The following is a 24,793-nucleotide window of genomic DNA, read 5'->3' as shown; positions in this document are numbered from 1 at the left end:
AGCCGTGAAGCGCAGTCTCGACCGCAAAACCAGGATAGCGCTCGAACCGCGCAAGCAGCCGCGGCAACAGCGGTCGAGCAAGGTGGTCGACCGGATTCTAGACGCGGCATTGATCTTGACGCGAGAGCAAGGAACCAGGACGCCGACGACGCTCGCCATTGCGCAGCGCGCGGGCCTGTCTGTCGGTTCGATCTATCAATACTTCCCCAACAAGGAAGCCATTCTTCTCGACCTCGCCCGGCGCTGGCTGTCCTCCTTTCCCGAAGTGATCGCCAAGCGCATCAAGGTTCCCCCGCCCACCGACCGGGAAGAGTTCCGGCGCGAAGTGCGCAAGCTCTTCATCGATACCTCCAGGATATATCTCGAGAACGCGACGCTGATGCCGGTGATCGAGGCAATATCCGGCAATGCCGATCTCAGGCCGATCCAGGACGAATATGACGAGCAGATCATCGCGCTCTACGCCGCCTGGCTGCAGCATGTGAACCCGGCGCTCGAAGACAAGATCGCCAGCCGGCTCGGCGTGGTGATGATGGACGTCGGGCACGCCTGCCGGCTTGTCGGGCTGAAACGAGACCGCAAGACGTACGACCTCATCGAGGACGATGTGGAAAGAATGTGGCTGGCTTTGGTGACCCCCTATCTCAACCTTGACTGACTTCGCACTTCGAGAGGAACTTTATGAAGACTGTCTATTCGCCGCTTCATGCTGGCCATGCCGGCCAGATGGAATTGGTCACATCAGCCATCGTGCCGGGTTTTGAAAAGCCTTCGCGCGCCGAATTCATCAAGGCGCGGGTCGAAAGCGAGAAGCTCGGCCCGATCGTCCTGCCGCTCGAGCACGATCTTGCCGCCGCCAAGCGTATCCACAAATCAGACTATATCGACTTCTTGCCGACGGTCTGGCCGCAATGGGTAGCCTCCGGTCACGAGGGCACGGCCATGCCCTTCACCTGGCCGACGCGCGGCCTGCGCGGCGACGTGCCGCCGAAGCGCGTCGATGCGCTGCTCGGCTACTATTCCTTCGATGCCGGCGCCACCTTCGTCGAAGGCACCTGGGCCGCGATCAAATCGTCCTATGACGTGGCACTGACCGCGGCTGGCCTGGTCAAGGGCGGCGAGAGGTCGGCCTTCGCGCTCTGCCGCCCGCCCGGCCATCATGCCGGCGCCGGATTCATGGGCGGCTATTGCTACATCAACAACGCCGCCGTCGCCGCGCAATGGTTCCGCGACCAGGGCGCTGCCCGAGTCTCCATTCTCGATGTCGACTACCACCATGGCAACGGCACGCAGGAGATCTTCTATGACCGCGCCGACGTGCAGGTCCTCAACCTGCATGGTGATCCGATGGTCGAGTATCCGTTCTTCCTCGGCCATGCCGATGAGCGCGGCGCGGGCGCCGGCGAAGGCTTCAACATCAACTATCCCATGCCGTTCGGCACCGGCTGGGACGCCTGGAACGCCTCGCTGGAGGATGCCTGCGCCAAGCTCGCCGCCTACGCGCCCGACATCGTCATCGTCTCGCTCGGCGTCGACACCTTCGAGAAGGACCCGATCAGCCAGTTCAAACTGAAAAGCCCCGACTACCCCAAGATCGGCCGCCGCATCGCCAGGCTCGGCCTGCCGACGCTGTTCGTCATGGAAGGCGGCTATGCCGTCGAGGAGATCGGCATCAACGCCGTCGGCGTGCTGACCGGCTTCGAGGACCGGTAAGCCTGCCTGCAAACCGGGGCTGACACGGAAGAAAAAGGGCGGCTTGGCCGCCCTTTTTGCGAGCTACGCTGCGGTGCCAGCGCTCGGCGCAGCCATCGGCACCGCTGCCTTGCGTGAGCGGCCGAGATAATAGACCGCCGCCGCCGCGATGACGCCGGCGGCCAGTATGCCCGCCGCCAGAACCGGCCGATACCAGAACCAGGCAATCGCGATCGTCGTCGTGCCGACCAGGATCGCCAGGAAGAAGGCGATGATGCCGGTTCCCATCCGCGCCATGCTGCCGAGGAACGGGATGACGTCGAGGATCACGCCGATCGGGCTGAGGAACAGGGCAAAGCCGATCGTCAGCAGCAAAAGGCCACCGGCGCGCAGCAGCCAGGTGATCAGCGTGTTGGCGCTGACCGCGTCGGCGAACATCTTGTCGGCCGCCACCTGGCCGGTATCGACCATCAGCAGCGCATCGCCGGCTTGCGTCTGGTAAGGCTCGAACCGGCTGCCGGCCTGGCGCGCGACGATGCTGACCACGCCGAGCGGCGCGAGCTCATAGCTGATGCGATAGTCGCCCAGCGCAGGTGTTGTGTTGTCGCTGCCGAGATAGATCCTGCCATCGACGATGGTGAGCGGCTTGGTTCCGGTATAGGCGGCCTTTATCGCCGCCGACTGGCTGGCCGACAGCGAGTAGTCCTTGTCGCCCTCGATGCGGTCCAGCACCGGTGTATCCAGATCGAAAGCGACGAGCTTGCCCTGCGGGATCTGGAAGGTCCGGCTGTGGATTGCCATTGGTGGATTTTGATGGCCGTCCGGCTTCTTGAAATCGGATGAATCGATCTGGCTGTCGTCCCACACCTTCGAATAACTGTAGGTGGTCTCGGTTTCCTCGCCGCCGCCAAGCTTCTTGGTGGTCTCGGATTTGGACTCTTCCTTCCACTGGTACATCTCGACGCTGCGCGACAGGCGCAGCCCTTGCGCCGCGATGCCGAAATCCGGATCCGACAGGCCGCTATCGGCCGTCACCGGCCCGCTGACATGCACCAGCTTGCCGTCATTGCCGGCATCGACGCTGTCGGCGTTGATCGAGACAACGGCGCCCGACCCTTCGGCCAGCGAGCGCGCCGTCTGCACCGCGCGGCCCTCGTTCCAGAACAGCCCGATCACCATCAGCACGATCAGCAGCAGGCCGAAAATGACCCCACCGACCGCGCGCTTGATCCGCCCGAACCATGAGACTGAAGTAACTTCCCGAAATGAATCGCTCATCGTTTCCCCCGAAACCAAAGATAAAAGATACAAGATTTAAGCGCGGCCGGCGGCCGCGCATCGAGCCGATCAATCGGCGTGGATTTGCGCGCCGCAGTCCTTGGCGCCGGCGCAAGAGTGCACAGCTCGCGTCGTGCCGCCATCACCGACCCGCCACGGCGAGGCGGACAACGGCGCTTGGCTGTTGGCGCCGAGAAGGTCGAGTGCCCGCATCGCCGTCTGTTCGCCAGCCTCGTCACGCTTGACGATCTCGACATCCTTGAGGCCGATCGCGGCAAGCTGTGGCATGACCACGTCGGGATCACCGGCAACGACGATCAGCGACGGCTCCAGCGACGACAATGCAAGCGCCTGTTTCTGCACCGCGTCGAGCGTCAGCTGGGTGCGCGCTGTCATGCGGCTTTGCTGGTCCTCCAGGGTCGAACCACTGCCGACCGCGCCGATCAGCGAGCCGAACAGACCAGCCGAGGTCTCGGCCGATCCGGCCAGAGCCCGGCGGTAGACGGTCACCGTGCGGTCGACCTCGTCCTGCGCCACCGGCAAGGTGGTCAGGCCGGCGAAGCCTTTCAGGATTTCGGTGATCGCCGGACCGGTATTGGCGCGCTCGACGGTGGTTGCCACGACCAGTCCCGAACCGGCCTTCATCGGGCTCAAGAGATAGCTCGACACGCCATAGGAATAGCCCTTCTCCTCGCGGATCACCGAATTCAGCCGGCTGGAGAAATCATCGCCAAGCAGATTGGCGACGGCGGTCGATTCAGCGCGCTCACCTTCGTCGGTGCCGGGCGCCGGCCGCGCCACGAAAAGCGCCGACTGGCTGGCGCCGGGTTCGGGCACCAGCAGCACCTTCTGACCACCGTTGAAATGCGCCGCCGGCGACGCTTCGACGGCGTAGCCGGCGGCGTCGCTAGTCCATGTGCCGAATGCTTTTTCAAGGCCGGCAGCGACGGTCGCGACCGGCATCGGGCCGACGCTGTAGAAGGTCACCGCCTTCGGCGCGAACTCCGCCTTGAACGCGGCTTTTGCCTCGTCGAGCGAAATCGAGGCCAGCGCCTTTGCCGACCAGTCGGCATCGGCCTTGCCCGGCACCTGCGGAATGAGCGCTGCCTTTGCCGCGCGGCCGGCAACGCCCGGCAGGTCCGCCTCGCGCCCGTTCAGCCAGTCGACCGTCTGCGCCATCAGCACCGTCCATTCGGTCTTGTCGAACCGCGGCTTCAGCACCGCGTCGGCAAGCAGGCCAAGACCTTGATCCAGTTTTTCCGGCGGCACGCCAAGCGTCATCGTCGTGGTCAGTGCGCCGGCCTGATAGCCGATCCCCGCACCGATATCGCTGGTTGCCTTGGCGAAGTCGGCCGAACCGCGATCGCCGGCACCACGCGTCGCCATGCTGGCGGCAAGCTCCAGCAGCCCCTCCTTGCCTTCCGGCACGCTGTTCCAGCCGCCTTCGGCACTGGCCGCGACATAGACCATCGGCGCCTCCGGCATGGTGTAGTGGACGAGCTTGATGCCGTTGGAGAGCGTCGCCGTTTCCATGGCAGGCAACACCGCCGAAGGCGCTTGCCCGGCCGGATGCTTCGGAATGTCGATCGCCACCCGCTCCGGTGCCGTAAAGGGCTGCGGCGTGCCGGAAGATCCGATCAGCGCGTCGGGATAGCCGCCGCGCGGGCCCGGCTTCAACACCAGCACGCTGGCGTCTTCGGGTTTCAAGAGCCGCTTGATCGTCGCTTCGACATCGGCGGCGCTGGCATTCCTGACGCGCGGATCGTCGACCAGCGCGCTCTGCGCATCGCCAAGAATGTCGGCATTGTAGGAGACAGTGCCGGCACGATCCTTCAGCGCCTCGTTGCCCAGCCGCGCGGCCTGCAATATGCCGTTGCGCGCGCGTTCGACATCAGCCGGATCGAGCGGCGTCTTCTGGAAATCGGCGAAGGCGGCTTTCATCGCGCTTTCCAGCGCTTCCGGCGTCACGCCTGCCGCCGCACCTGCCTCGAAAGTGAAGCGCCCGCCGAGCAGGCCGCCCGTCCAGCTCGCGCTGGCATAGGTGGCGATGCCCTGTTCCGAGACCAGCCGGTTGCGCAAAAATCCATAGTCGCCATTGCCGAGCAGTTCGGCGGCAATGCCGAGCGCGCCATTGTCCGGCGACTGCGCCGCCGGGCCGCTGAAGCCGACCACGACGACGGGGCTCGGCACGCGATCCTCGAGCACCAGCTTGAGCCGTGCCTGCGTCGGTTCCGGCACGGCGGGTCGCGCCACGTCGGCGCCGCGCGATACCCTGCCGAACGTGTCGGCAATCAGCGCCTTGGTGTCATCGACCTTGAGGTCGCCGACCAGCACCAGCACGGCATTGTTGGGCAGATAGTAGGTGTTGAAGAAGCCTCTGACATCGTCGAGCGTCGCAGCGTCGAGGTCGGCGACCGAACCGATGACCATGCGGCTATAGGGATGCGGCTTCGGGAACAGCCCCGACCAGAAGGCTTCCCAGCCGGATGCGCCGGCCTTGTCGAGCACGTTCTGGCGCATCTCGTTCTTGACCACCGAGCGCTGCAGGTCGAGCTTGGCTTGCGTCACCGAGCGGCCGAGATTGGCCATGCGGTCGGCTTCCAGCGACAGGATCATCGGCAGCGACGACGACAGCCCGTCGACATAGAACACGGTGCCGTCCTCGGTGGTCCAGGCATTGATCTCGTTGCCCAATGCGGCATGCGCACCGAACACGTTCGGCCAGGCCGGCGTTCCGGAAAACATCAGGTGCTCGAACAGATGCGCGAAGCCCGAGCGGCCCGCCGGTTCATTCATCGACCCGACGCGATAGCGCAGGTTCATCACCACCTTCGGCGCCCGATGATCCGGCACCAGCACCACCTGCAGCCCGTTGTCGAGCGCATAGGTGACGATTGGTTCGGCCTTGGCGGGCGCTGCCGCACCGGCAAAAACCGCGAGCACCACCGTGAACGCCAGGAAAACCTGCTTCATGATTACCCCCCAATGCCGATGGCTGCGAAACAAGCGCCACCAATCTAGCCCAGTCCGATCGAAGGGAAGCCCACCTCCCTGCCGATCGCCGAGAACCTATCGGAATCGATCGGTCCTCGATACGGCAGCTTCGCAACAACCTCTGGCTTTTTCGTGTCAGTGTTTTCAGGCGGCCACGATGCAGCGAAAGTGTGTTGGGCGTTACTCTGAGTCGCACGCGAGTCCACCGTATTCGATTTTGTCAAATCGCGTTTGATGTCGGATTCGTCTGCGGGTAGATTAGACCCGAATCAGCCGGTCCATGGGGGGCGCGGCAACCACCCAAAGTCTCACGTTCCGGAATCTTCCGGCGCCAGACGCGGATGTCTTCGCGTTCCCTGAATGGATTCCGTCTGATTGGCGCGGCCCCGCGCCTCGTGTGCGTCTCGTGAAAGTAACGCGTTTTTAGGGTTCGGCGGCTGGCCTCCAGCATCCGGGCAGCAGAAACGATTCCGGCCAAAAGCAACAAGAATGAGCAGTTCCGCCGCGCCTCTTCAATCCGATACATTGGGCTCGCGCCTGACGTCGCGCGGTGATTTGACCAGCTTCTTCATGGAACTGACCGCCGAGATCGGCGCCGACAGCTACATGCTGGTTGCCATCGTCCACGACCAGGACCGCAACGACGCGCGCATCGTCTCCTCGAACTGGATCTTCGACGCCATCGAACTGATCGGCAAGCGGCTGATCGCCAGCCTTGCCCAGGGGACCCTCACCGTCGCGCCCGGCATCCGTCCAAGGCCGCTGGTGGCAGCCGAGGCGCCCGATGCCGACGGGCTGGTCTCCGGCGAAGAGGCCCGCCTTCTCGACGTGCTCGGCCATGCCGAGATCTATTCGCTCAGGCTGAATGTCGGCCGACAGCGCCTGTTTGCGCTGTTCTCGGCGGCGGCGGCCGGCCAGATCGACCAGCCGGCGCTGATGAAGGCGCAGCTGAAATGCTGCTACGCGCTCTCGCATATTCCGCAATTGATCGCTGCCGCAGCCATGCAGGATCCGCTGTCCGATCGCGAGCGTGAATGCCTGTTCTGGGTCTCGGAAGGCAAGACCACCGATGAGGTGGCGGTCATCCTTGGCGTGTCCTCCAACACCGTCAACAGCTACATCACCCACGCCATACAGAAATTCGCGGCCAGCAACCGCGCGATGGCCATCGCCACGGCGATCAGGAGTGGCATCATTTGAAACAGGCCGACATCAAGGAAGCTGCGGAAGCGCTTTTCAACGAGCAGCGCAGCCCGTTCGGCGCCTTCTCGCTCAGTTCCGAAACCCATCACGCCGTCACCGTTCCCGATGCCGTGCGCCGCTGCCGCTGGATATCAGTCGACATCAACGCCTCGGCCTTCGGCCTGTACTTCGTCAGCCCCTCGCCGGAGCGGGCGCGGCTGGTCCCGTGTTTCGATTCCGACTATCCCGGCATTGCCGTGGCGACGAAGTTCATCTCGGGCGCCAATGGCGAGGAGATCGTGCGCCACACCCACAATTCGACGGAGCCACGCTGGTGGACGGATGACGGCGTCGCCGCGATGGCCGAGACGTTCGGCAATCTCGCCTGGACCGCCCAGATGGCGCCGCTGGCGCCCGGCACCAGCGGCATCGCCTTTCCCGTCCACGCCGATCGCGGCCAGTGCGGCCTTGTCGTCTTCCTGGGATCGGAGATCGCGCTGCCGCAGGATGCGATCTACGAAATCCACGCCCGCTGCTTTTCCCTGTTTGCCGCCGTAGCGCGTATTCGTCCGGGTGATACCGGCAGGATGCGCGCCATCTCCAAGCGTGAACTCGAATGCCTGAAGCTGACCGCCAACGGCAACACCAGCGAGGAGATCGCGCGGCTCCTGAAGCTGTCGGTGCACACCGCCAACCAATATCTGACCCAGTCGACGCAGAAGCTCAACGCCGTCAACCGCAACCAGGCGGTCGCCAAGGCGCTGCGGCTCGGTTTGATCGAGTAGTGAGGTCTGTTGAGATTCAGGTCAGGGCGAGCCGAAAATGGTGGATTCCGAGAACCGGAGCGGAGCGTACTTTTGGGTACGTGAGCACCGGAAGCGCAGGGAGCCGCCATTTGCAGGCCGGCCTCACCTGAATATCGACTGACCTCAGAAGGCCAGCGGCTCGACCCTGCGGATCCGCGCCTGTTCGATCACCGCTTCAAGCAGCGCCGTATTGTGCTCGGGGTCCTCGCCGGGCTTTTCGAACGACACGTAGTTGACCGCGACCGAGTTGCCGGTGTCGCTCAGCGTCAGCTGGAAATAGACGGTCACCCCGGGTGGCCTGAGTTCCAGATCGAGCACAATGCGCGGGCTACCGCTCCAGTCGACATGCGCCTCGCCGCCATGGCCGAGCCTAAGCGTGCCCGGCATGAAGAACAGCTCCACCGCCGAATCGACCAGATCCGACAGGCAGGCGAAATGCTCCAGCCGGATGAAGGCAATGTAGTCGGCGACATCGATCAGCCTCAGTTCGCCGACCACTTGCTCGATGGCGCTGGCGACGATGATCTCGCGGGATTTTGCGTGCGGTTGGCGGTTCATGAAATCTGTCTGCGCTCAGCCTTTTTCGAGTAGACGATCCGCACCAGTTCGGCGACGGCCTGGTAGAATTGCGACGGGATCACATTATCCACCGAAACTTGCTTGTACATGGAGCGGGCGAGCGCCACGTCCTCGAAGATCGGGATGTTGTGCTCCTTCGCGATCTCGCGGATTTTCAACGCCACCAGATCCTGCCCCTTGGCCACCACCAGCGGCGCCGAATCCTCGTCGCGCACATATTTCAGCGCAATCGAGAAGTGCGTCGGGTTGGCGATGATCAGCGTCGCGCGCGGCACCGCCGTCATCATCCGCTTGCGCGCGCGGTCGCGCGCCAAAGAGCGCAGCCGCGACTTGACGATCGGGTCGCCCTCCGACTGCTTGAACTCGTCCTTAACCTCCTGCTTGCTCATGCGCAGGTCCTGCTTCCAGTGGAAGCGCGACCAGACGATGTCGATCGCCGCGATCAGTCCCATGACGAAGACGATCGCCACCAGTATGTCGACCGCGATGCCGCGGATGACGAGGCCGAAAGCGACCGGGTTGGTGATCATTCCGGCCAACAGCTTGCGGTGATCCTCCGACAGCGTGAAGGTGAGCACGGCGATGGCGAAACCTACCTTTGCCAGGGATTTCAGGAATTCGACCCAGCCCTGGGCGCCGAACATCCGGCTCCAGCCCTTGGCGATCGAAATGCGCGAAAGCTGCGGCCTGATCCGCTCGCCGACGAATTGCGGCATGTTCTGCAGCACCGAGGCGCCGATGCCGGCAACGGTCAAAAGCACCAGCAGGCTGATGACGGCGCGGCCCACTTCCAGCATGACGAGCTTGTAGAGCGCGATGACATCGGTCTCGGTGTCCATCGGCCAGGCCTCGGGCTTCTCGAGGAACATCGACAGGAACATGCCGAGGTCGATGACAGCGTCCTTGGCATAGAAGACGGTGAAAACCAGTATGGCGACGAAGGAGGCGAGGATCGCGGTTTCCCTCGAATGGGGCAGCTTGCCCTGTTCGATCGTGTCGCGGACTTTCTTTTCCGTCGCCTCTTCGGTTTTCGAGTCCTTGTCGGTGGCGTCGGACATGCCTTAGGCGGCGTCTTGGGTCGAGGGAAGTTCGAATGCGCCTTCACGCGATAGTCTGATCGTCGTCGTAACGATGGTCTTGCGCGCCGTCGCGATGTCGGCGGCAGGTACTCCATCCGACCCCTGCCCGAGTTCGGCTTCGATCATGCGCCGCGACCGTGCACCGATCGCCGACAGCACGGATTCGGCGAGCGCCGCCGAGGTGCCGCGCAGCGCCAGCGTGACAAGCTCGGTCGACAGTCCGTCGAACAAAAGCACGCGCGCCTTCTGGGTGAGCAGCGGCAGGTCGTCGAAAGCGAAAAGCCGTGCCCGCACACCGTCGAGGTCGGGAGTGCCTGCGGCTTCCAGATCCTGCATGACCTCTTCAAGCAGCGGCTTGTCCAATTCGTTGAGCACGCTTGCAACGCGCGCCTGTCCCGCCGAGGTGTCTTTGGTTGATGTCTCCGCCAGCACGCTGGTCCGCAACCGGTTCTCGACGATCCTGGCAGCGGCATCGGGAACATTGGCCATCGTCACCATGCGCTTGATGATTTCGCCGCGCATCGGCTTGGTCAGCGTCAAAAGCACGCCCGCCGCCGTCTGCGGCGCCAGCTTCGACAGCACCATGGCCGCCGTTTGCGGATGTTCGCCGGCCAGGAAGGCGCCAAGCCGTGCCGGTTCGAGCTTCTCGAGCTCCGGCCAGATGGGCGGCGGTCCTTCCGGCGCGACTTCGAATTTCTTGTCGCCCATGATCGCGCTCATCTCTTCGGGCGAGAGCGACTCGTTGAGGATCGTGTCCATCCTGTCGGCGGAATCGAGCAGGCCGGCGCCTTCGGTGAACTCGGCCTCGAATTCAGCGACGATGCGCTCGAGATCGCTCTGCGGAATGGTCCTCAGCAGACGGGCGCCCTCGATCAGCGCCTTCAGCTCTTCCTGCTTGAAGAATTTCAAGAGGCGGCTGGCGGACGGCTTGCCCATCGCCACCAATATGGCGGCCGCCTTCTGCGCACGCGTCAGGCTCATCAGCGGCGTCATGCTGCCTCTCGCCTCCGCTGCAGCTGGCAAGCCCCACCAGTCATGTCTAGGCGCCCTTCGTACCGGCGATGATCTCGGTCAGTCTGATGCCGAAGCGCGAGGGGTCGCTCTCAAGCACCGTGATCTCGCCGCGCGCGATCTTGCGGCCGTTGACCACGACGTCGACCGGTTCGCCGATGCGGCGGTTGAGCGCCACCGTCGAGCCTTTCTGCAATGCCATCAGTTCGGCAACCGCCATCTCGGTGCTGCCGAGGATGATCTGGACATCGACGGGGATGTTCATGATGACGTTCGAATTGGCGCCCGCGGCGGCCCTGAACGCCGCGTCGGGGCGCTGCTCTTCCTCATGCAGGACCCCGCGCAATTCCTCGATGGCACGGTCGAGCTGCTCGTCCGGTTGGTCGAGCTCTGCTTCCACTTTGGTCTTGGCCATGAATCGTCTCCAAAAGCTCAGGCGCGCCCGGCACCGGCCGGCATGAGCCCATCGATGAAATCCTGCCCAGCATCGAAGGGATGCTTGATCCGGACGGTGTAATTCTGCCCCAGTTTGCCGAACTCGCATACGAACAGCGTCTGGCCGCGCGCGCTGAGGCGTGCCCTAGATTGCGCCGTTTCGTCGAAGTCGATGACCTGGCCCACTTCGAGATTGGCAAGGTCGCCAAGCGTCAGTCGTGTCAGCGGCATGGTGGCTTCGAGCGCCACCGCCGAGCGCATCACCTCTTCCGAAAAGCGCGCGCGCCAACTGGTGCTGTGGTCGTCCTCGCTGACACTGGCGGTGCCGTCGCGGCCGGTAAGGACGACACGCTGCGGCATTGTCACGGTGATGGAGCCGCTGTCGACCGGCGTCGAGATGCCAAGGACTATGCGGATGGCAGCACCATCGCGCAGCACATGCCGTTTCGCTTCCGTGCCCGACATCGCCCGCGGCGCCGGCAGCCGCAGCTCAAGCGAGCGCCGCCCCGATCCGTTCAGCGCCTGCGCGACCTGCTGGAACACCATGGTCGAGACATCGGTCTCGATCGGCGACAGGTCGCGCTCGATCGGCGACACCGGCATATCCGGGTCACCACCAAACAGCGTCGAGACCATGATCGCGATCGCGGCAGCGTCGATGACGACCGTCATCGCATCCGAGGATGCCGGCGAGGCGACGACGGTCATGGCGAAATTGTCGCCGGCGCGTGAGCGCGCGTCGGGGACCCGACTGACCTCGACTGCCTTGAGGTCGACGATCACGGGAACGCCGAGCTCGCCCGAAAGCCCCTTCTGCAGCAGCGGCACGGCGCGTTCGGCCATGGCACGGCCGGCTTCGATGACCTGATCGGCCTCGCCGCTGTCCCCGACCAGGCGTTCAATAATCAGCGAGCGCGCCTGCGCGGGGCTGCCCGGACTGGTCATGACAGTTTTGCCGCCGTTCTGTCGAACATCGCTCAGGCGGCCTTCTTTTCAGCGGCGGCGGTATTCATCGTGCTCTGCTCGACGGCGTCAATCGTCGGCCGCTCATAGGACGAGATGGTCTTGCGGCCGAATTCGATCGCCACCTGCGGCAGCGCGCCGTTCATGTAGGCGAGCAGCGTCTGCTTGACGATGATGTAGAGGCGGTTCTTCTTCTCGCGCACCGTCTTGATCTTGGTGGCGACGGGTCCGACCACGGCATAAGACAGGAAGATGCCGAGGAAGGTGCCGACAAGTGCGGCGCCGATCAGGCCGCCGAGGATTTCCGGCGACTGGTCGAGAGCGCCCATCGCCTTGACCACGCCAAGCACCGCGGCAACGATGCCCAGCGCCGGCAGGCCGTCGCCGACCGCGACCAGCGCGTGATAGGCCTTCATCTTGTCGCTCTTGATGGTCTGGATTTCCTCGTCCATCAGCGCCTCGATCTCGTGCGAGCGGGCATTGCCGATGATGATGATGCGGCAGTAGTCGCAGATGAAATTCATCAGGTCGTGATTCTTGAGCACCGTCGGAAAGGCCTGGAAGATGGCTGATTCTTCGGGATTGTCGATATGCGCCTCGACCTCGCTGCGCGATTTCGAGCGCAGTTCGCGCATCAGGCTGTGCAGCACGCCGAGCGTTTCCAGGTAATCCTGTTCCTTCGGCACCGCCTGCTTGAAGGCTTCAAGAATACCCCTGCCGGTATCCTTGACCGTTTTCATCGGGTTGGCGACCAGGAAGGTGCCGAGGGCAGCGCCACAGATGACCACGGCTTCCCAGGGCTGGACCAGCACGTGCAGATGCCCGCCCATGGCCATGAAGCCGCCAAGGACGCAGCCGAGCGTCACCACAAGTCCAATCAGAATGCCCACGGCAGGTCCTTCCGCATTTCACGTCAGCCACAAGGGATAGTCCCCGTGCCTTGTGTGAGGCTTGAATCCGGGCTGCCATGGAAGCGAATGTTGGCGATTCAGTTTCGCGCAAGGAAGTGAGGTTATTGTCGCGATATTAAGCTTCGGCCGGAGGCATGACGTTGCTCAGTACCTTTACCAGCTACCAATTGATCACCAAAGATATCTCGAAGTCGATCGACCGCATCGAGCAACAGCCGACGGTCGATCGCGATACGCAATATTATCTCGCCAACATCACCAAGGTGAAATCGATCGACGATTTCGTCAACAATGACCGGCTGTTCAAATATGCCATGAAGGCCTACGGGCTGGAGGACATGGACTATGCCAAGGCCTTCATGGTCAAGGCCCTCAAGGAAGGCGTTACCGACCCCGACAGCTTTGCCAACAAGCTGACCGACAAGCGCTATGCCGCGTTCGTCAGCGCCTTCAATTTCGCCGCCAACGGTGCCGACGCGACCATCTACAACAAGGCGCAGCAGCTGGTGGCGAAGAACTACGCCACGCAGGCGCAGATCGCCGGCATCGATCCGAATTCCGACTATGTGAAGGGCGAGACGACCTACTACCTCGCCAACATCACCAAGGTGAAGTCTGTCGACGACCTGATGTCCAACAGCCGGCTCTATACCTATGCCCTGGCCGCATACGGTCTCGACTCGGCGACCGAGGACAAGGACCTGATCAAGCAGGTCCTGCAAAGTAAGGTGAGCGACCCCGAGAGCGTCGCCAACAAGCAGACGAACCCAGCTTATGCGGGACTGGCTGTGGCCTTCAATTTCGAAGCCAATGGCGAGAACGCCACCACCATCAATCCTGCGCAGCAGCCTACCGTCGACATGTACCTGCGCCAGACCCTCGAGGAGGATGCCGGCAAGACCAATGAAGGTGTGCGGCTGGCGCTCTATTTCCAGCGCAAGGCGCCCGACATCACCAGCTGGTACGACGTGCTGGCCGATACGGCGCTTGCCAGCGTCGTGCGCACCGCGCTGGGTCTGCCCGACTCCTTCGCCAGCGCCGACATCGACAAGCAGGCGCAGCTGTTCGAGCAGAAACTCGACCTCACGGATTTCACCGATCCCGCGAAGCTCACCAAGTTCCTGACCCGCTTCACCAGCATGTACGAGATCAACAACTCGACCTCAACCGCGGTGTCGTCCATCAGCGTGCTCTTCGCCAAGCCGGTCACGTCGGGCATCTCCACCGACCTGATGATGGCCATGCAGAAGTTGAAGTTCTGATCATGCAGGATAGTCTCTACGTCGCCCTTTCCGCGCAGATGGCGCTCGAGCGCCGGCTCGACACGATCGCCGACAATGTCGCCAACGCCAACACCGTCGGCTTTCGCGCCACCGGCGTGAAATTCGAGGACGTGGTGTCGGGCACCGGGCAGAAATCGGTGTCCTTCGCCTCGTCGGGCAAAACCTATCTTTCGGGCGCCCATGGTTCCCTGAGCGAGACCGGCAACCCGTTTGATTTCGCCATCCAGGGCGACGCCTGGTTCGCCATCGACACGCCGGCGGGCACAGTCATGACCCGCGACGGCCGCTTCTCGATGAACGAGAATGGCGAGCTGATGTCGATCGAGGGTCATCCGGTGCTCGACTCCGGCGGCGCGCCGATCCAGCTCGACCCCCGCAACGGCCCGCCCAAGGCCGGCGCCGACGGCTCGCTGCGCCAGAACGATCAGCTTGTCGGCTCGATCGGCCTCTACAATTTCGATCCGGGTCAGAATTTCGTGCGTTACGGCAATTCCGGCATCGTGCCTTCACGAACGCCCGAGCCGGTCACTGATCGCTCCGATGTCGGCATCGCCCAGGGTTTCGTCGAGGAATCCAACGTCAATCCGGTGCTGGAGATGACCCGGCTGATCATGGTCCAGCGCGCCTTCGAGAACACCGCGGCCCTGATGCGGCAGACGGATTCCTCCACCGACGAGGCGATCAAGACGCTCGGCTCGAAGTCGTAGCATGTCGCTCGACCGGTCTTCCATCCGCGCACCCGAAGTCCAGCTCCAGTCGGCGCCGGAGGATCGGCTGGCCGCGTTGGAACGGGTCTTTCGGCGCTTCAGCAACGCCGATGGGCTGGTGAAGCGTGGCGGTCTCGTCACCGAAGTCACGCCGACGCATTACAAGGTGCGCGGGCTCTCCGATTTCGCCAGGCTGGGCGACATGGTCGAACAGCGGGGCCAGACCGGTACGCGCCGCGGCGAGATCGTCAAGATCAGCCGCGACGAGGTCGTCGTCGCTCCCTTCGAGCGCAGCGCCGATGCCGGCATCGGCGATGCCGTGTTCCGCAGGGGACCGCTCGCGGTGGCGCCGCACGGCTCATGGCGCGGCCGCACCATCGACGCGCTCACCCGGGCGATCGATGGCGGCCCGCCGCTGATCAGGGGCGACGACCTGTCGGGCAGTTCCACGACGCCCGGTGCCATGGCCCGGCAGCGCGTCGGCACCGCCTTCATGACCGGCGTCAGGGTCATCGACATTTTCACGCCGCTGTGTTTCGGCCAGCGCATGGGCGTGTTTGCCGGTTCGGGCGTCGGCAAGTCGACGCTGCTCGCCATGCTCGCCGGCGCCGACGCGTTCGACACCGTCGTCGTGGCGCTGATCGGCGAACGTGGCCGCGAGGTCCGCGAATTCCTCGAGGACACGATCGGCGACAGCATGGCCAAGACCGTGGCCGTCGTCGCCACCAGCGACGAGAGCGCCATGATGCGCCGGCGCGCACCCGACACCGCCATGCGAGTCGCCGAGCACTTTCGCGACCAGGGCCACCGTGTGCTCCTGGTGCTGGATTCGATCACCCGCTTCGCCCATGCGTTGCGCGAGGTGGCGACGGGAACCGGCGAGCCGCCGGTCGCGCGCGGCTATCCCGCCTCGGTTTTCACCGAACTTCCAAAGCTGCTCGAGCGCGCCGGGCCAGGGATTGAGGGCAAAGGCTCGATCACCGCCATCATTTCCGTGCTGGTCGACGGCGACGACCACAACGATCCGGTCGCCGATTCCGTACGCGGCATCCTCGACGGCCATGTCGTGCTCGATCGCGCGATCGCCGAACAGGGCCGCTATCCGCCGGTCAATCCGCTGTCGTCCATATCGCGCCTGGCCGGCAAGGCCTGGAGCGTCGAACAGCGTGCCTTGGTGACGCGGCTGAAGTCGATGATCTCCCGCTTCGAGGACACGCGCGACATCCGCCTGCTCGGCGCCTATCAGGGCGGCGCCGACGCCGAACTCGACATCGCCGTGCGCCAGGTGCCGCTGATCTACGAGGCGCTGACGCAATCGCCAAGGGACCGCCCGTCAGTCGATCCGTTCTCCGATCTCGCCCGCCATCTCAAGGGAAAGCTGAATGCCGAATCAGGAGACTGAACGCCAGTACACCGAGCGCATCCTGAACGAGATGATCGCTGCGGCGAACGCCGCCGAGGAAGCGCGGGCCGCGGAAGAGAGAAGCGCCAAGGCGAAGGCCGCCAGCGCCATAGCAGCTAAGACCGCGGCCGTGCTGGCCAAGGCCGCCAAACCCGCTCTGCCCAGAGCCAGGCCGGCTCTCCCCAGATCAGAGCCGGCTCTACCCAGACCCGAGCCTGTTCTGGCTCGGGCTGCCGTGCCCGCCACGCATGTGGTCCCCCGCGTCGAGCCTGCCGAGATGACACAGGCAAGCCGCGAATCGCTGATCGACGGCCTGTTCCCCGTCACCGAATGGCCGCAGCCGCCAAAGGTGCAATTTCCAAGATTAAGTAAGAAGGCCGACCGGCGCAGCGACTTCGTCATCGCCGCGCTCGGCGTCACGCTCGGTCTGATCTGCGCCCTGTTTCCCTGGTATATCTTCTTCAACCAGGAGCAGTTCGGCGTTCAGGCGATCAAGTTTGGCGGGACCGGCACCAATTCGGGACGCGCGGGCGGTGGTGTGGTCGCGTCGCGCAGCGCGCCGCTGACGGCCAAGGACGTTCCCAACACCAGCATCGATCTGCTCGCCACCGGAACGGTGCAGGATGACGCCACCCCGGCACTGCCGCCCGGCGACCAGCCCTTCCCCGCCGATGTCGCGAAATTCCGCATGGTTCATGTCGCCAACGGCCGCGCCATGATCGAGGACGACACCGGCCTGTGGATTGTCCAGCGCGGCTCGACGCTGCCGGACTCGAGCACGGTGTCGTCGATCGAGCAGCGCAACGGCAAATGGGTCATGCTGACCAGCACCGACCAGGTGATCCAGCTTTCCAGGTAGGCAGTCGCGGTTCTGCCGTCCGCAAGGTCCGCGCAAGACTGGCGGCCTAGTCTTTGGGCACATGCCCGGAGATTCCCATGGAGCCCGTTTCCCTTTTCGATCTCGCCGCCAAGCAAGCGCAGTGGCTTTCCGTGCGCCAGTCGGCGATTGCCGGCAACATCGCCAACGCCAACACGCCGGGCTACACGGCAAACGATGTCGAGCCCTTCGAGAAGGTGCTCGACCGCACCGCGGTGTCGTTGCAGACCACCGAGGCCGGCCATCTCGGCAGCGCGGCGACCAATGCCGGCTTCACCATCAAGCCGCAGGAAGATGACGGCGTGGTCATGCCGTCCAAGAACACCGTCGTGCTTGAAGACCAGCTTCTCAAGGCCGGCGAGGTGCGCCGCTCCTTCGAGCTCAACACGGCGATCGTCAAAGCATTCCACTCGATGATGATGATGGCGGTGAAGAGCTGACCATGGACGCGCTGACCGCAGCCCTGAAAGTCGCAGCATCCGGCCTCGGCGCCCAGTCCGAGCGCCTGCGCGTGGTTTCGGAAAACCTCGCCAATGCCCAGTCGACCGGCACCACGCCCGGCGCCGACCCCTATCGCCGCAAGACCATCAGCTTCGTCTCCGAGCTTGACCGGACCTCGGGCAGCTCGACGGTTGAAGTGAACTCCATCGACCGCGATCCGAGTGATTTTCCCGTCGAATTCCAGCCCGGCAACGAGGCCGCCGACGCGAAGGGCTACGTCAAGATGCCCAACGTCAACGTGCTGATCGAAATGGCCGACATGACCGAGGCCAACCGCTCCTACGAGGCCAACCTGCAAGTCGTGAAGCAGGCGCGCGACCTCATTTCAATGACCATCGACCTGATGAGGAACCAATGATCGTGAATGGCATCGGCGCGCTTAATCTGAAGCCCGGGCTGGGCGATATGGCGACCGACCTGCTTCAGAGCGGTGTCGCGCCGGCGACATCAGGCAACCTCGGCACCTCCTTCGCCGAAGCGGTGAGCCAGGCAGCCTCCAAGACCGTCAACACGCTGCAGAATGCCGAGCAGGTGTCGCTGCAGGCGCTCAAGGGCGATGCCGACACCCGCCAGGTCGTCGATGCGGTGATGAGCGCGCAGCAGGCGCTTCAGACCGCCGTCGCCATTCGCGACAAGGTTGTTTCGGCCTATCTCGAAGTCAGTCGAATGGGTATTTGAGGAGTTAGGGCATGAAAGCACTTTCCATCGCCGCCACCGGCATGAATGCCCAGCAGACAAATCTGGAAGTCATCGCCAACAACATCGCCAACATCAACACCACCGGCTACAAGCGGGCGCGCGCCGAATTCTCCGACCTGCTCTACCAGGTCGACCGCACGCAAGGCGTGCCCAACCGCTCCAATGCCTCGCTGGTGCCGGAGGGCGTTTCGATCGGCCTCGGCGTCAAGACGACAGCTGTGCGCAACGTGCACACCCAGGGCGAACTGACCAGCACCGGCAACAGTTTCGACATGGCGCTGACCGGCAGGGGCTGGTTCCAGATCGAGGGCGCCGACGGCGGCACGCTCTACAGCCGCGCCGGCGCCTTCAACACCAATGCCACCGGCCAGCTGGTGACGGTGGACGGCGCCAGCGTCATTCCGGCCATCACCGTGCCGGTCGACGCCGTCGAGGTCATCGTCAACAAGACCGGCCAGGTCTTCGCCCGCATCGACGGCCAGACCGACCTGCAAAATCTCGGCCAGCTCCAGATCGCCAACTTCGCCAACGAGGCCGGTCTCGCACCGCTCGGCGACAATCTGTTCCAGGAAACGACGGCCTCCGGCCCGGCCAATGTCGGCGTGCCCGGCGATCCCGGCTTCGCCACCATCCAGCAAGGCTATCTCGAGGCTTCCAACGTCGATCCGGTCAAGGAAATCACCGAACTGATCTCGGCGCAGCGCGCCTATGAGATGAATTCCAAGGTGATCCAGGCCGCCGACGATATGGCCTCGGTCGTCTCCAAGAACATCAGGTAACGGATGATGGCCATGCCGATCTCCTGCTCCGCATTCCGCCGCACCGCGCTGATCCTTGCGCTGGTGGCCGGCGGCGTGCCGGCTTTCGCCCAGGAGTCGACAAGCCAATCGACAGACCAATCGGCAAGCCAGTCGGATGGCCAATCGGCAACCCAGATCGCCAGCAATCAGCCTGTCGGCGAGGTCGTGCTGATCCCCAACCGTGTCATCTATCCCGGCGAGACCATCGAGCTCACCGCCCTCAAACAGGTGACCCTCATCCCGGGCAAGCACAAGCCCGATGCCATGGCGACCCGCACCGAGGAGCTTCAAGGCAAGATCGCCAAGCGCACGCTGCTGCCAGGTCGCTACATTCCGTCAGCCGCCATCCGCGAGGCCTGGCTGGTCGAACAGGGTGCTGCCGTGCAGGTCTTCTTCATCGCCGGCGGATTGACGATATCGGCGACCGCCGTGACCTTGCAGCCGGGTTCGGCCGGCGACCTCATCAAGGTTCGCAACAGCGACAGCGGCAAGATCCTGTCCGGCACCGTGATGGCCGACGGAACCGTCCAGGTCAGCGCTTCATGATGCGCCCGCTTGCCCTTCTGCTCGCGGCCACGCTCGGCCTGCAGCCGGCGCTGGCCGACGGCCTGACGCCCAAGGCCAAGCGTGAACTCGCCGCCAGGAACGGCGGCGTCGACAACGATCCGGAATATGATCCGGCGACCACCACCCGCATGTTCCGCGTTTCGCCCGGGCCGAGCTCGCTGCCGCCCGGCCAGGTCGCCTCGCGCATCAAGGACATCGCCCAGTTGCAAAGTTCGCGCGACAACCAGTTGGTCGGTTACGGTCTTGTCATCGGCCTCGCCGGGTCAGGCGACAGCTTACGCAATTCGCCGTTCACCGAACAGTCGATCCGCGCCATGCTGGAAAATCTCGGCATCGCCACCGAAGGCGGCAGCGCGCGCGCCAAGAATGTCGCCGCCGTCATCGTCACCGCCAATATGCCCCCCTATGTGCAATCGGGCGCCCGCATCGACATCGACGTGTCCTCGATGGGCGACGCCACCTCGCTTGCCGGCGGCACGCTGATCATGACGCCGCTGAAGGCGGCGGACGGCGAGATCTACGCCGTCGGCCAGGGCGCGGTCATCGTTTCGGGCTTCACTGCCCAGGGGCAGGCCGAACAATTGACGCAAGGCGTGCCGACCGCCGGCCGGGTGCCGAACGGCGCCATTGTCGAGCGTTCGGTGAAGGCCGAATTCGACGACCAGCCGATCTTGACGCTGCAACTGCGCAATCCCGATTTTTCCACCGCCATCCGCATCGCCGACGCCATCAACGACTATACCAGCCAGCGCTTCGGCATGCGCGTGGCGGGCGAGCGTGATTCCCGCACCGTGCAGATCAGAAGGCCAAAGGGCGTTTCGGCCGCGCGCTTCTATGCCGAGATCGAAAACCTGGTGGTCGAATCCGATACGCCGGCGCGCGTCGTCATCGACGAGCGCACCGGCACCATCGTCATCGGCAACGACGTCAAGATCTCGCGCGTCGCCATCAGCCACGGCACGCTGACGGTGCGCATCACCGAGGCGCCGCGCGTCGTGCAGCCCGAACCCTTCTCCAAGGGCGAAACCGCGGTCGAGCCATTCACCGCCATCGACGCCAGCCGGCCCGACGCCCGCGTCGCGGTGCTCGACGGACCCGACCTGCAAACCCTCGTTTCCGGCCTCAACCGTCTCGGCGTCAAGCCGGACGGCATCATTGCCATCCTGCAAGGCATCAAGTCGGCCGGCGCCCTGCAAGCCGATCTGGTTCTCCAATAGGCGATGCCGATGATCTCTTCCCCCTCATCCCATGAAAGACGCTCCTCCCGCGCAATCCTCTTCGCGGCCGCGGCAATCGCGGCCATGTCGGTTTCCGGTGGCGCACATGGCGAAGATGTCGTTCGCCAGGTTTTGCCCGGAGCGCAGCCCGCGGTGGTGCCGCAGCAATTGACGCGGGAGAAAGCACCGGACCAGAGCGAGATCGAGCGCTTCTGCTCCAACATAGCCGACGCCGCCCGCGACCGCCGCTATGCCTTGCAGGCCGAGGAGTTGAAACAGCTCCAGGCCGGCATCGACGAGCGCATGAAAGCGCTGGACGCGAAAAAGGCCGAATACGAGACATGGCTGAAGCGGCGCGAAGTGTTCCTGGCCCGGGCCGAGGACGGCGTCGTCAAGATCTATGCCGGCATGAAGCCCGATGCGGCGGCCGAACGCCTGGCAATCGTCAACGCCGACCTGGCCGCGGCCATCCTGATGAAGCTCGATTCACGCAAGGCCGGCGTCATCCTCAACGAAATGGACCAGAAGGCGGCGGCGACGCTCACCGGCATCATGGCCAGCGCAGCCCGAAGGGTAGATCCGTCATGATCCGCAGAATGCTCATCCTGTGCGCGGTCGCGGCGCTGTCCGGCTGCGGCACCAATCTCAAGGAAGTCGGCAAGGATCCGGCGATGTCTCCGGTCGGTTCCGGCATCGATGGCGGCAACACCTCTTCCCTCTACAAATACCCCGAGCCACCTCGGGCGCCGGTGAAGAAATTCTCGCTCTGGGACGATCGCCAGAGCCGGCTGTTCACCGATCCCCGGGCGCTGTCGCAGGGCGACATCCTGACCGTCAAGATCAAGATCAACGACCGCGCCAATTTCAAGAACCAGAACGACAGGAGCCGCACCGCCAACCGCAAGCTCGGCCTCGACCTCAGCGCGCAATGGGACAAATGGAGCACCGCCGGCAAGGGTTCGGGCACGGTCAACTCCCAAACGGACACGACTGCCGATGGCGAGATCAAGCGATCGGAAACGCTTGAACTCAATGTCGCGGCGATCGTCACTGACGTCCTGCCGAACGGCAACCTGATGATCACGGGGTCGCAGGAAGTGCGCGTCAACGCCGAACTGAGGGTGCTGACCATCGCCGGCATCGTGCGGCCAGCCGATATCGGCGCCGAGAACACGATTCCCTACGAACGCATCGCCGAGGCGCGCATTTCCTATGGCGGCCGCGGCCGCATAACCGAGATCCAGCAGCCGGCCTACGGCCAGCAGGTTCTCGACCAGGTTCTTCCGTTCTAGGGATTGGGGAACAAAGCACCGTGGCCAATGTCGAACAGCTTCAGCCACGCAAGGGCCCTTCCCTTGTCGTCCAGGGCGCCATGCTGCTGGTGGTGACGGCCGCCGCCATCGGCATGGGCTGGATGTCCGGCGGCTATCTCAAGGGCGTCGGCGCACCATCATCGGTGCCGGCTGCGCCTGAAAATGAGGGCAAGCCTGTCGAGTCCGCCGCCGCTCATGAGCCTGGCGCAGGGCCAGCGCTCGTGGCACTGGCGCCGATCACCACCAATATCGCCTCCCCCGCCGACACCTGGATCAGGATGGAAGTATCCGTGGTCTACGACGCGCCCCAGCCGCCGGCGATGGCCGAGGACATCCATCAGGACCTTCTGGCCTTCGTTCGCACGCTGAAGATGCATCAGGTCGAGGGCGCCAGCGGTTACCAGCACCTGAAGGCCGATCTCGAGGAACGCGCCTCGATCCGCAGCCAGGGGCACGCCAAACAGCTTCTCATCAGGACATTGCTGCTCGAATGAAGAAGTTCCTTCTCGCCGTGGTGCTGATCGGCGCCGCCACATCGATCGCGGCGGCGCAGCAGCTGGACCTGGGCGGCATCGGCAAGGCCGACGGCACCACCGTCGGCTACATCATCCAGATGTTCGGCCTGCTGACCGTGCTGTCGGTGGCGCCGGGGCTGCTGATCATGGTGACGAGCTTCACCCGCTTCGTCATCGCCTTCTCGATCCTGCGCGCCGGCATCGGCCTGCAGTCGACGCCGGCAAACCTCATCCTGATTTCGCTGTCGCTGTTCATGACCTTCTATGTCATGGCGCCGACCTTCGATCAGGCCTGGAACACCGGCGTCAAGCCGCTGATGGACAACCAGATCAGCCAGACCGAGGCCTTCGAAAAGATCTCGGATCCGTTCCGCACCTTCATGCTGCACAATGTGCGCGACAAGGACTTCGATCTCTTCGCCGACCTCGCCCGCGAACGCGGCCAGGTCGTTGCCAAGGAGACGGTCGACCTGCGCATCCTGGTGCCCGCCTTCATGATCTCCGAGATCCGCCGCGGCTTCGAGATCGGCTTCCTGATCGTGCTGCCCTTCCTGGTCATCGACCTGATCGTCGCCACCATCACCATGGCGATGGGCATGATGATGCTGCCGCCCACCGTGGTGTCGCTGCCGTTCAAGATCCTGTTCTTCGTCCTGATCGACGGCTGGAACTTGCTCGTCGGCAGCCTGGTGCGCTCTTTCAACTGACCTCCCCGTATCGGCCTATGGCGACGCTGCCCGTAAGAACCGGGAGCGCGAGACGTCGTCGATTTCTTCTGGAATTATTTTCGATTAACCGTTCGATTTAGCCCTTTGGTAGGAACTGGCCGCCATAGTCGCTCACAGATGGCGGGTGACCCAAACATAACGGTCATTGGCATGATGCCGCTCCGTCATACCGGGAATGCCGGTATGCAAAAAAACACCGTGTAAAAACAAGGTACGAGTAGCCATGGCCAGTATCATGACCAACGCCTCGGCGTTGACCGCTCTGCAGAGCTTGAGCGCCACCCAGAAGAACCTCGACACCACCCAGGCCCGCATCTCGACGGGCTATCGCGTTTCCCAGGCTTCCGACAACGCCGCTTACTGGTCGATCGCCACCACGATGCGCTCCGACAACCAGGCCATGTCCACCGTTTCGGACGCACTCGGCCTCGGCGCTTCGAAGGTCGACACCGCCTACACCGGCATGAACAGCGCGATCGACACCATCAACCAGATCAAGACCAAGCTGACCGCTTCTTACGGCCAGACGGATGCTGACAAGGAAAAGACCCAGGTCGAAATCGCTGCGCTTCAGAAGCAGTTGAAGGCCTATGCCGATGGCGCGACCTTCTCCGGCACGAACATGCTTTCGGTGTCCAACGCCACCGGCACCTCGGCCGACATCAAGGTCGTCTCGGCCTTCAACCGTAGCGCGACCGGTGCGGTTTCGATCTCGACGATCGACGTCAACGTCGAAAGCATCAAGCTTTATGACGGTGGCGCTGCCCCGACCACGAAGGGTATTCTGGACGCGGCCCGCCTCGGCACAACCGGCGCTGTCACCGCCACGGCCCAGAACCCGACCCTGGGTGCTGCTCCGGCCGCCGGCGACACCTATTCGGTCGCCACTCTGTCCATCTCCACCGGCGGCGTGGCCGCCAGCGATGCGCAGATCGCCCAGCAGATGAACGTCGTCGACGCCGCGCTCAAGGACATGACGACCGCTGCCACCAAGCTTGGCGCCGCCAAGAGCTCCATCGACCTGCAGAAGACCTTCACGCAGAGCCTGATGGACTCCATCGACCGCGGTGTGGGCCAGCTCGTCGACGCTGACATGAACAAGGAATCGACCCGCCTCCAGGCGCTGCAGGTTCAGCAGCAGCTCGGCGTCCAGGCACTTTCGATCGCCAACGGCTCGTCGCAGTCGATCCTGTCGCTCTTCCGCGGCTGATCGCGCTCAAACGGCAACATTAGACAAACGGGCCGCGCCAAAAG

At 63.9% G+C, this 24,793-nt stretch carries 27 protein-coding genes; 19 read left to right on the top strand and 8 right to left on the bottom strand.

The window, feature by feature from the left end:
- Positions 1 to 4: 4 nt before the first annotated feature.
- Both AC56QX_RS12370 and AC56QX_RS12365 read left to right on the top strand, forming a co-directional pair.
- A complete protein-coding gene (locus AC56QX_RS12370) occupies positions 5 to 658 on the top strand; it encodes a TetR/AcrR family transcriptional regulator (protein WP_477219920.1) in 654 nt (217 codons plus the stop codon).
- A 23-nt stretch (positions 659 to 681) separates the two neighbouring features.
- Positions 682 to 1,713, top strand: a complete 1,032-nt coding sequence (locus AC56QX_RS12365; RefSeq protein WP_497116213.1) for a histone deacetylase family protein — start codon at positions 682 to 684, stop codon at positions 1,711 to 1,713.
- A 63-nt stretch (positions 1,714 to 1,776) separates the two neighbouring features.
- On the opposite strand, the gene AC56QX_RS12360 is transcribed toward AC56QX_RS12365, so the two are convergent.
- Positions 1,777 to 2,970, bottom strand: coding sequence for a TMEM43 family protein (locus AC56QX_RS12360; RefSeq protein ID WP_497116211.1), 1,194 nt, complete (start codon positions 2,968 to 2,970; stop codon positions 1,777 to 1,779).
- A 69-nt stretch (positions 2,971 to 3,039) separates the two neighbouring features.
- On the bottom strand, positions 3,040 to 5,943 hold the full coding sequence (locus AC56QX_RS12355) for a M16 family metallopeptidase (RefSeq protein ID WP_497116209.1): 2,904 nt from the start codon (positions 5,941 to 5,943) through the stop codon (positions 3,040 to 3,042).
- A 510-nt stretch (positions 5,944 to 6,453) separates the two neighbouring features.
- Here AC56QX_RS12355 and AC56QX_RS12350 point away from each other — a divergent pair.
- Entirely contained in the window at positions 6,454 to 7,164 is a 711-nt protein-coding gene (locus tag AC56QX_RS12350) for a helix-turn-helix transcriptional regulator (protein WP_497116207.1), read from the top strand.
- A complete protein-coding gene (locus AC56QX_RS12345; protein ID WP_497116205.1) occupies positions 7,161 to 7,931 on the top strand; it encodes a helix-turn-helix transcriptional regulator in 771 nt (256 codons plus the stop codon). The genes AC56QX_RS12350 and AC56QX_RS12345 overlap by 4 nt, the downstream gene beginning before the upstream one ends.
- Positions 7,932 to 8,075: 144 nt before the next feature.
- Here the strand turns inward: AC56QX_RS12345 and AC56QX_RS12340 are convergent, their stop codons facing one another.
- Genes AC56QX_RS12340 through motA form a run of 6 tightly spaced genes read right to left on the bottom strand, consistent with a single transcriptional unit; the run spans position 8,076 to position 12,909 of the window.
- The gene (locus AC56QX_RS12340) at positions 8,076 to 8,510 is read right to left on the bottom strand and encodes a BspJ family T4SS effector nucleomodulin (protein WP_475437723.1); all 435 of its coding nucleotides are present in this window, start codon (positions 8,508 to 8,510) and stop codon (positions 8,076 to 8,078) included.
- Positions 8,507 to 9,589, bottom strand: a complete 1,083-nt coding sequence (flhB, locus tag AC56QX_RS12335) for a flagellar biosynthesis protein FlhB (protein WP_497116204.1) — start codon at positions 9,587 to 9,589, stop codon at positions 8,507 to 8,509. Before flhB ends, AC56QX_RS12340 begins: the two co-directional genes overlap by 4 nt.
- 3 nt (positions 9,590 to 9,592) lie before the next feature.
- Positions 9,593 to 10,603 (bottom strand): flagellar motor switch protein FliG, encoded by a 1,011-nt coding sequence (locus AC56QX_RS12330; protein WP_497116202.1) that lies wholly within the window; start codon positions 10,601 to 10,603, stop codon positions 9,593 to 9,595.
- Positions 10,604 to 10,649: 46 nt separating this feature from the next.
- The gene (gene fliN / locus AC56QX_RS12325; protein ID WP_497116201.1) at positions 10,650 to 11,036 is read right to left on the bottom strand and encodes a flagellar motor switch protein FliN; all 387 of its coding nucleotides are present in this window, start codon (positions 11,034 to 11,036) and stop codon (positions 10,650 to 10,652) included.
- Between the two features lie 17 nt (positions 11,037 to 11,053).
- Positions 11,054 to 12,001, bottom strand: coding sequence for a FliM/FliN family flagellar motor switch protein (locus tag AC56QX_RS12320; RefSeq protein WP_497116199.1), 948 nt, complete (start codon positions 11,999 to 12,001; stop codon positions 11,054 to 11,056).
- 32 nt (positions 12,002 to 12,033) lie between these two features.
- A complete protein-coding gene (gene motA, locus AC56QX_RS12315; RefSeq protein ID WP_027045471.1) occupies positions 12,034 to 12,909 on the bottom strand; it encodes a flagellar motor stator protein MotA in 876 nt (291 codons plus the stop codon).
- Between the two features lie 155 nt (positions 12,910 to 13,064).
- Here motA and AC56QX_RS12310 point away from each other — a divergent pair, with 155 nt between their 5' ends.
- The 15 genes from AC56QX_RS12310 to AC56QX_RS12240 all read left to right on the top strand — a co-directional run bounded on the left by AC56QX_RS12310 (position 13,065) and on the right by AC56QX_RS12240 (position 24,749).
- Entirely contained in the window at positions 13,065 to 14,192 is a 1,128-nt protein-coding gene (locus tag AC56QX_RS12310) for a DUF1217 domain-containing protein (protein WP_497116197.1), read from the top strand.
- Positions 14,193 to 14,194: 2 nt separating this feature from the next.
- Positions 14,195 to 14,920 carry a flagellar basal-body rod protein FlgF gene (gene flgF, locus AC56QX_RS12305; RefSeq protein WP_497116196.1) on the top strand — a complete coding sequence of 242 codons (726 nt, stop codon included), beginning with the start codon at positions 14,195 to 14,197 and terminating at the stop codon, positions 14,918 to 14,920.
- 1 nt (position 14,921) lies between these two features.
- The gene (gene fliI, locus AC56QX_RS12300) at positions 14,922 to 16,322 is read left to right on the top strand and encodes a flagellar protein export ATPase FliI (RefSeq protein WP_497116194.1); all 1,401 of its coding nucleotides are present in this window, start codon (positions 14,922 to 14,924) and stop codon (positions 16,320 to 16,322) included.
- Complete coding sequence (locus AC56QX_RS12295) at positions 16,303 to 17,181, top strand: hypothetical protein (protein WP_497116192.1); 879 nt, start codon at positions 16,303 to 16,305, stop codon at positions 17,179 to 17,181. Before fliI ends, AC56QX_RS12295 begins: the two co-directional genes overlap by 20 nt.
- A gap of 77 nt (positions 17,182 to 17,258) precedes the next feature.
- Positions 17,259 to 17,639 carry a flagellar basal body rod protein FlgB gene (gene flgB / locus AC56QX_RS12290; RefSeq protein ID WP_019860948.1) on the top strand — a complete coding sequence of 127 codons (381 nt, stop codon included), beginning with the start codon at positions 17,259 to 17,261 and terminating at the stop codon, positions 17,637 to 17,639.
- Between the two features lie 2 nt (positions 17,640 to 17,641).
- Positions 17,642 to 18,058 carry a flagellar basal body rod protein FlgC gene (flgC, locus tag AC56QX_RS12285; protein WP_497116190.1) on the top strand — a complete coding sequence of 139 codons (417 nt, stop codon included), beginning with the start codon at positions 17,642 to 17,644 and terminating at the stop codon, positions 18,056 to 18,058.
- Entirely contained in the window at positions 18,055 to 18,378 is a 324-nt protein-coding gene (gene fliE / locus AC56QX_RS12280; RefSeq protein ID WP_497116188.1) for a flagellar hook-basal body complex protein FliE, read from the top strand. Before flgC ends, fliE begins: the two co-directional genes overlap by 4 nt.
- 11 nt (positions 18,379 to 18,389) lie before the next feature.
- Positions 18,390 to 19,178 (top strand): flagellar basal-body rod protein FlgG, encoded by a 789-nt coding sequence (flgG, locus tag AC56QX_RS12275; protein WP_497116186.1) that lies wholly within the window; start codon positions 18,390 to 18,392, stop codon positions 19,176 to 19,178.
- A gap of 6 nt (positions 19,179 to 19,184) precedes the next feature.
- On the top strand, positions 19,185 to 19,745 hold the full coding sequence (gene flgA, locus AC56QX_RS12270) for a flagellar basal body P-ring formation chaperone FlgA (RefSeq protein ID WP_497116184.1): 561 nt from the start codon (positions 19,185 to 19,187) through the stop codon (positions 19,743 to 19,745).
- A complete protein-coding gene (locus AC56QX_RS12265) occupies positions 19,742 to 20,983 on the top strand; it encodes a flagellar basal body P-ring protein FlgI (RefSeq protein ID WP_497116182.1) in 1,242 nt (413 codons plus the stop codon). The genes flgA and AC56QX_RS12265 overlap by 4 nt, the downstream gene beginning before the upstream one ends.
- 3 nt (positions 20,984 to 20,986) lie before the next feature.
- On the top strand, positions 20,987 to 21,571 hold the full coding sequence (locus AC56QX_RS12260; RefSeq protein WP_497116180.1) for a MotE family protein: 585 nt from the start codon (positions 20,987 to 20,989) through the stop codon (positions 21,569 to 21,571).
- The gene (gene flgH / locus AC56QX_RS12255) at positions 21,568 to 22,275 is read left to right on the top strand and encodes a flagellar basal body L-ring protein FlgH (protein WP_497116178.1); all 708 of its coding nucleotides are present in this window, start codon (positions 21,568 to 21,570) and stop codon (positions 22,273 to 22,275) included. Before AC56QX_RS12260 ends, flgH begins: the two co-directional genes overlap by 4 nt.
- Before the next feature lie 20 nt (positions 22,276 to 22,295).
- Entirely contained in the window at positions 22,296 to 22,790 is a 495-nt protein-coding gene (locus AC56QX_RS12250; RefSeq protein ID WP_497116176.1) for a flagellar basal body-associated FliL family protein, read from the top strand.
- Entirely contained in the window at positions 22,787 to 23,518 is a 732-nt protein-coding gene (gene fliP, locus AC56QX_RS12245; protein WP_497116174.1) for a flagellar type III secretion system pore protein FliP, read from the top strand. The genes AC56QX_RS12250 and fliP overlap by 4 nt, the downstream gene beginning before the upstream one ends.
- A 244-nt stretch (positions 23,519 to 23,762) precedes the next feature.
- Complete coding sequence (locus AC56QX_RS12240) at positions 23,763 to 24,749, top strand: flagellin N-terminal helical domain-containing protein (RefSeq protein ID WP_497116172.1); 987 nt, start codon at positions 23,763 to 23,765, stop codon at positions 24,747 to 24,749.
- The last annotated feature ends 44 nt before the right edge of the window (positions 24,750 to 24,793 follow it).

It is taken from the genome of Mesorhizobium sp. RCAM 06353, from assembly GCF_059683585.1.
The sequence above is the reverse complement of the archived record's forward strand: the minus strand, read 5'-3'. Positions and strand labels throughout refer to the sequence as shown.

Coding starts and splice junctions, on each gene's coding strand:
- AC56QX_RS12365 (WP_497116213.1), top strand. CDS start 682: ATGAAGACTGTCTATTCGCCGCTTCATGCTGGCCATGCCGGCCAGATG.
- AC56QX_RS12360 (WP_497116211.1), bottom strand. CDS start 2,970: ATGAGCGATTCATTTCGGGAAGTTACTTCAGTCTCATGGTTCGGGCGG.
- AC56QX_RS12355 (WP_497116209.1), bottom strand. CDS start 5,943: ATGAAGCAGGTTTTCCTGGCGTTCACGGTGGTGCTCGCGGTTTTTGCC.
- AC56QX_RS12350 (WP_497116207.1), top strand. CDS start 6,454: ATGAGCAGTTCCGCCGCGCCTCTTCAATCCGATACATTGGGCTCGCGC.
- AC56QX_RS12340 (WP_475437723.1), bottom strand. CDS start 8,510: ATGAACCGCCAACCGCACGCAAAATCCCGCGAGATCATCGTCGCCAGC.
- flhB (WP_497116204.1), bottom strand. CDS start 9,589: ATGTCCGACGCCACCGACAAGGACTCGAAAACCGAAGAGGCGACGGAA.
- AC56QX_RS12330 (WP_497116202.1), bottom strand. CDS start 10,603: ATGACGCCGCTGATGAGCCTGACGCGTGCGCAGAAGGCGGCCGCCATA.
- fliN (WP_497116201.1), bottom strand. CDS start 11,036: ATGGCCAAGACCAAAGTGGAAGCAGAGCTCGACCAACCGGACGAGCAG.
- AC56QX_RS12320 (WP_497116199.1), bottom strand. CDS start 12,001: ATGACCAGTCCGGGCAGCCCCGCGCAGGCGCGCTCGCTGATTATTGAA.
- AC56QX_RS12310 (WP_497116197.1), top strand. CDS start 13,065: ATGACGTTGCTCAGTACCTTTACCAGCTACCAATTGATCACCAAAGAT.
- flgF (WP_497116196.1), top strand. CDS start 14,195: ATGCAGGATAGTCTCTACGTCGCCCTTTCCGCGCAGATGGCGCTCGAG.
- fliI (WP_497116194.1), top strand. CDS start 14,922: ATGTCGCTCGACCGGTCTTCCATCCGCGCACCCGAAGTCCAGCTCCAG.
- AC56QX_RS12295 (WP_497116192.1), top strand. CDS start 16,303: ATGCCGAATCAGGAGACTGAACGCCAGTACACCGAGCGCATCCTGAAC.
- flgB (WP_019860948.1), top strand. CDS start 17,259: ATGGAGCCCGTTTCCCTTTTCGATCTCGCCGCCAAGCAAGCGCAGTGG.
- flgC (WP_497116190.1), top strand. CDS start 17,642: ATGGACGCGCTGACCGCAGCCCTGAAAGTCGCAGCATCCGGCCTCGGC.
- fliE (WP_497116188.1), top strand. CDS start 18,055: ATGATCGTGAATGGCATCGGCGCGCTTAATCTGAAGCCCGGGCTGGGC.
- flgG (WP_497116186.1), top strand. CDS start 18,390: ATGAAAGCACTTTCCATCGCCGCCACCGGCATGAATGCCCAGCAGACA.
- flgA (WP_497116184.1), top strand. CDS start 19,185: ATGGCCATGCCGATCTCCTGCTCCGCATTCCGCCGCACCGCGCTGATC.
- AC56QX_RS12265 (WP_497116182.1), top strand. CDS start 19,742: ATGATGCGCCCGCTTGCCCTTCTGCTCGCGGCCACGCTCGGCCTGCAG.
- AC56QX_RS12260 (WP_497116180.1), top strand. CDS start 20,987: ATGCCGATGATCTCTTCCCCCTCATCCCATGAAAGACGCTCCTCCCGC.
- flgH (WP_497116178.1), top strand. CDS start 21,568: ATGATCCGCAGAATGCTCATCCTGTGCGCGGTCGCGGCGCTGTCCGGC.
- fliP (WP_497116174.1), top strand. CDS start 22,787: ATGAAGAAGTTCCTTCTCGCCGTGGTGCTGATCGGCGCCGCCACATCG.
- AC56QX_RS12240 (WP_497116172.1), top strand. CDS start 23,763: ATGGCCAGTATCATGACCAACGCCTCGGCGTTGACCGCTCTGCAGAGC.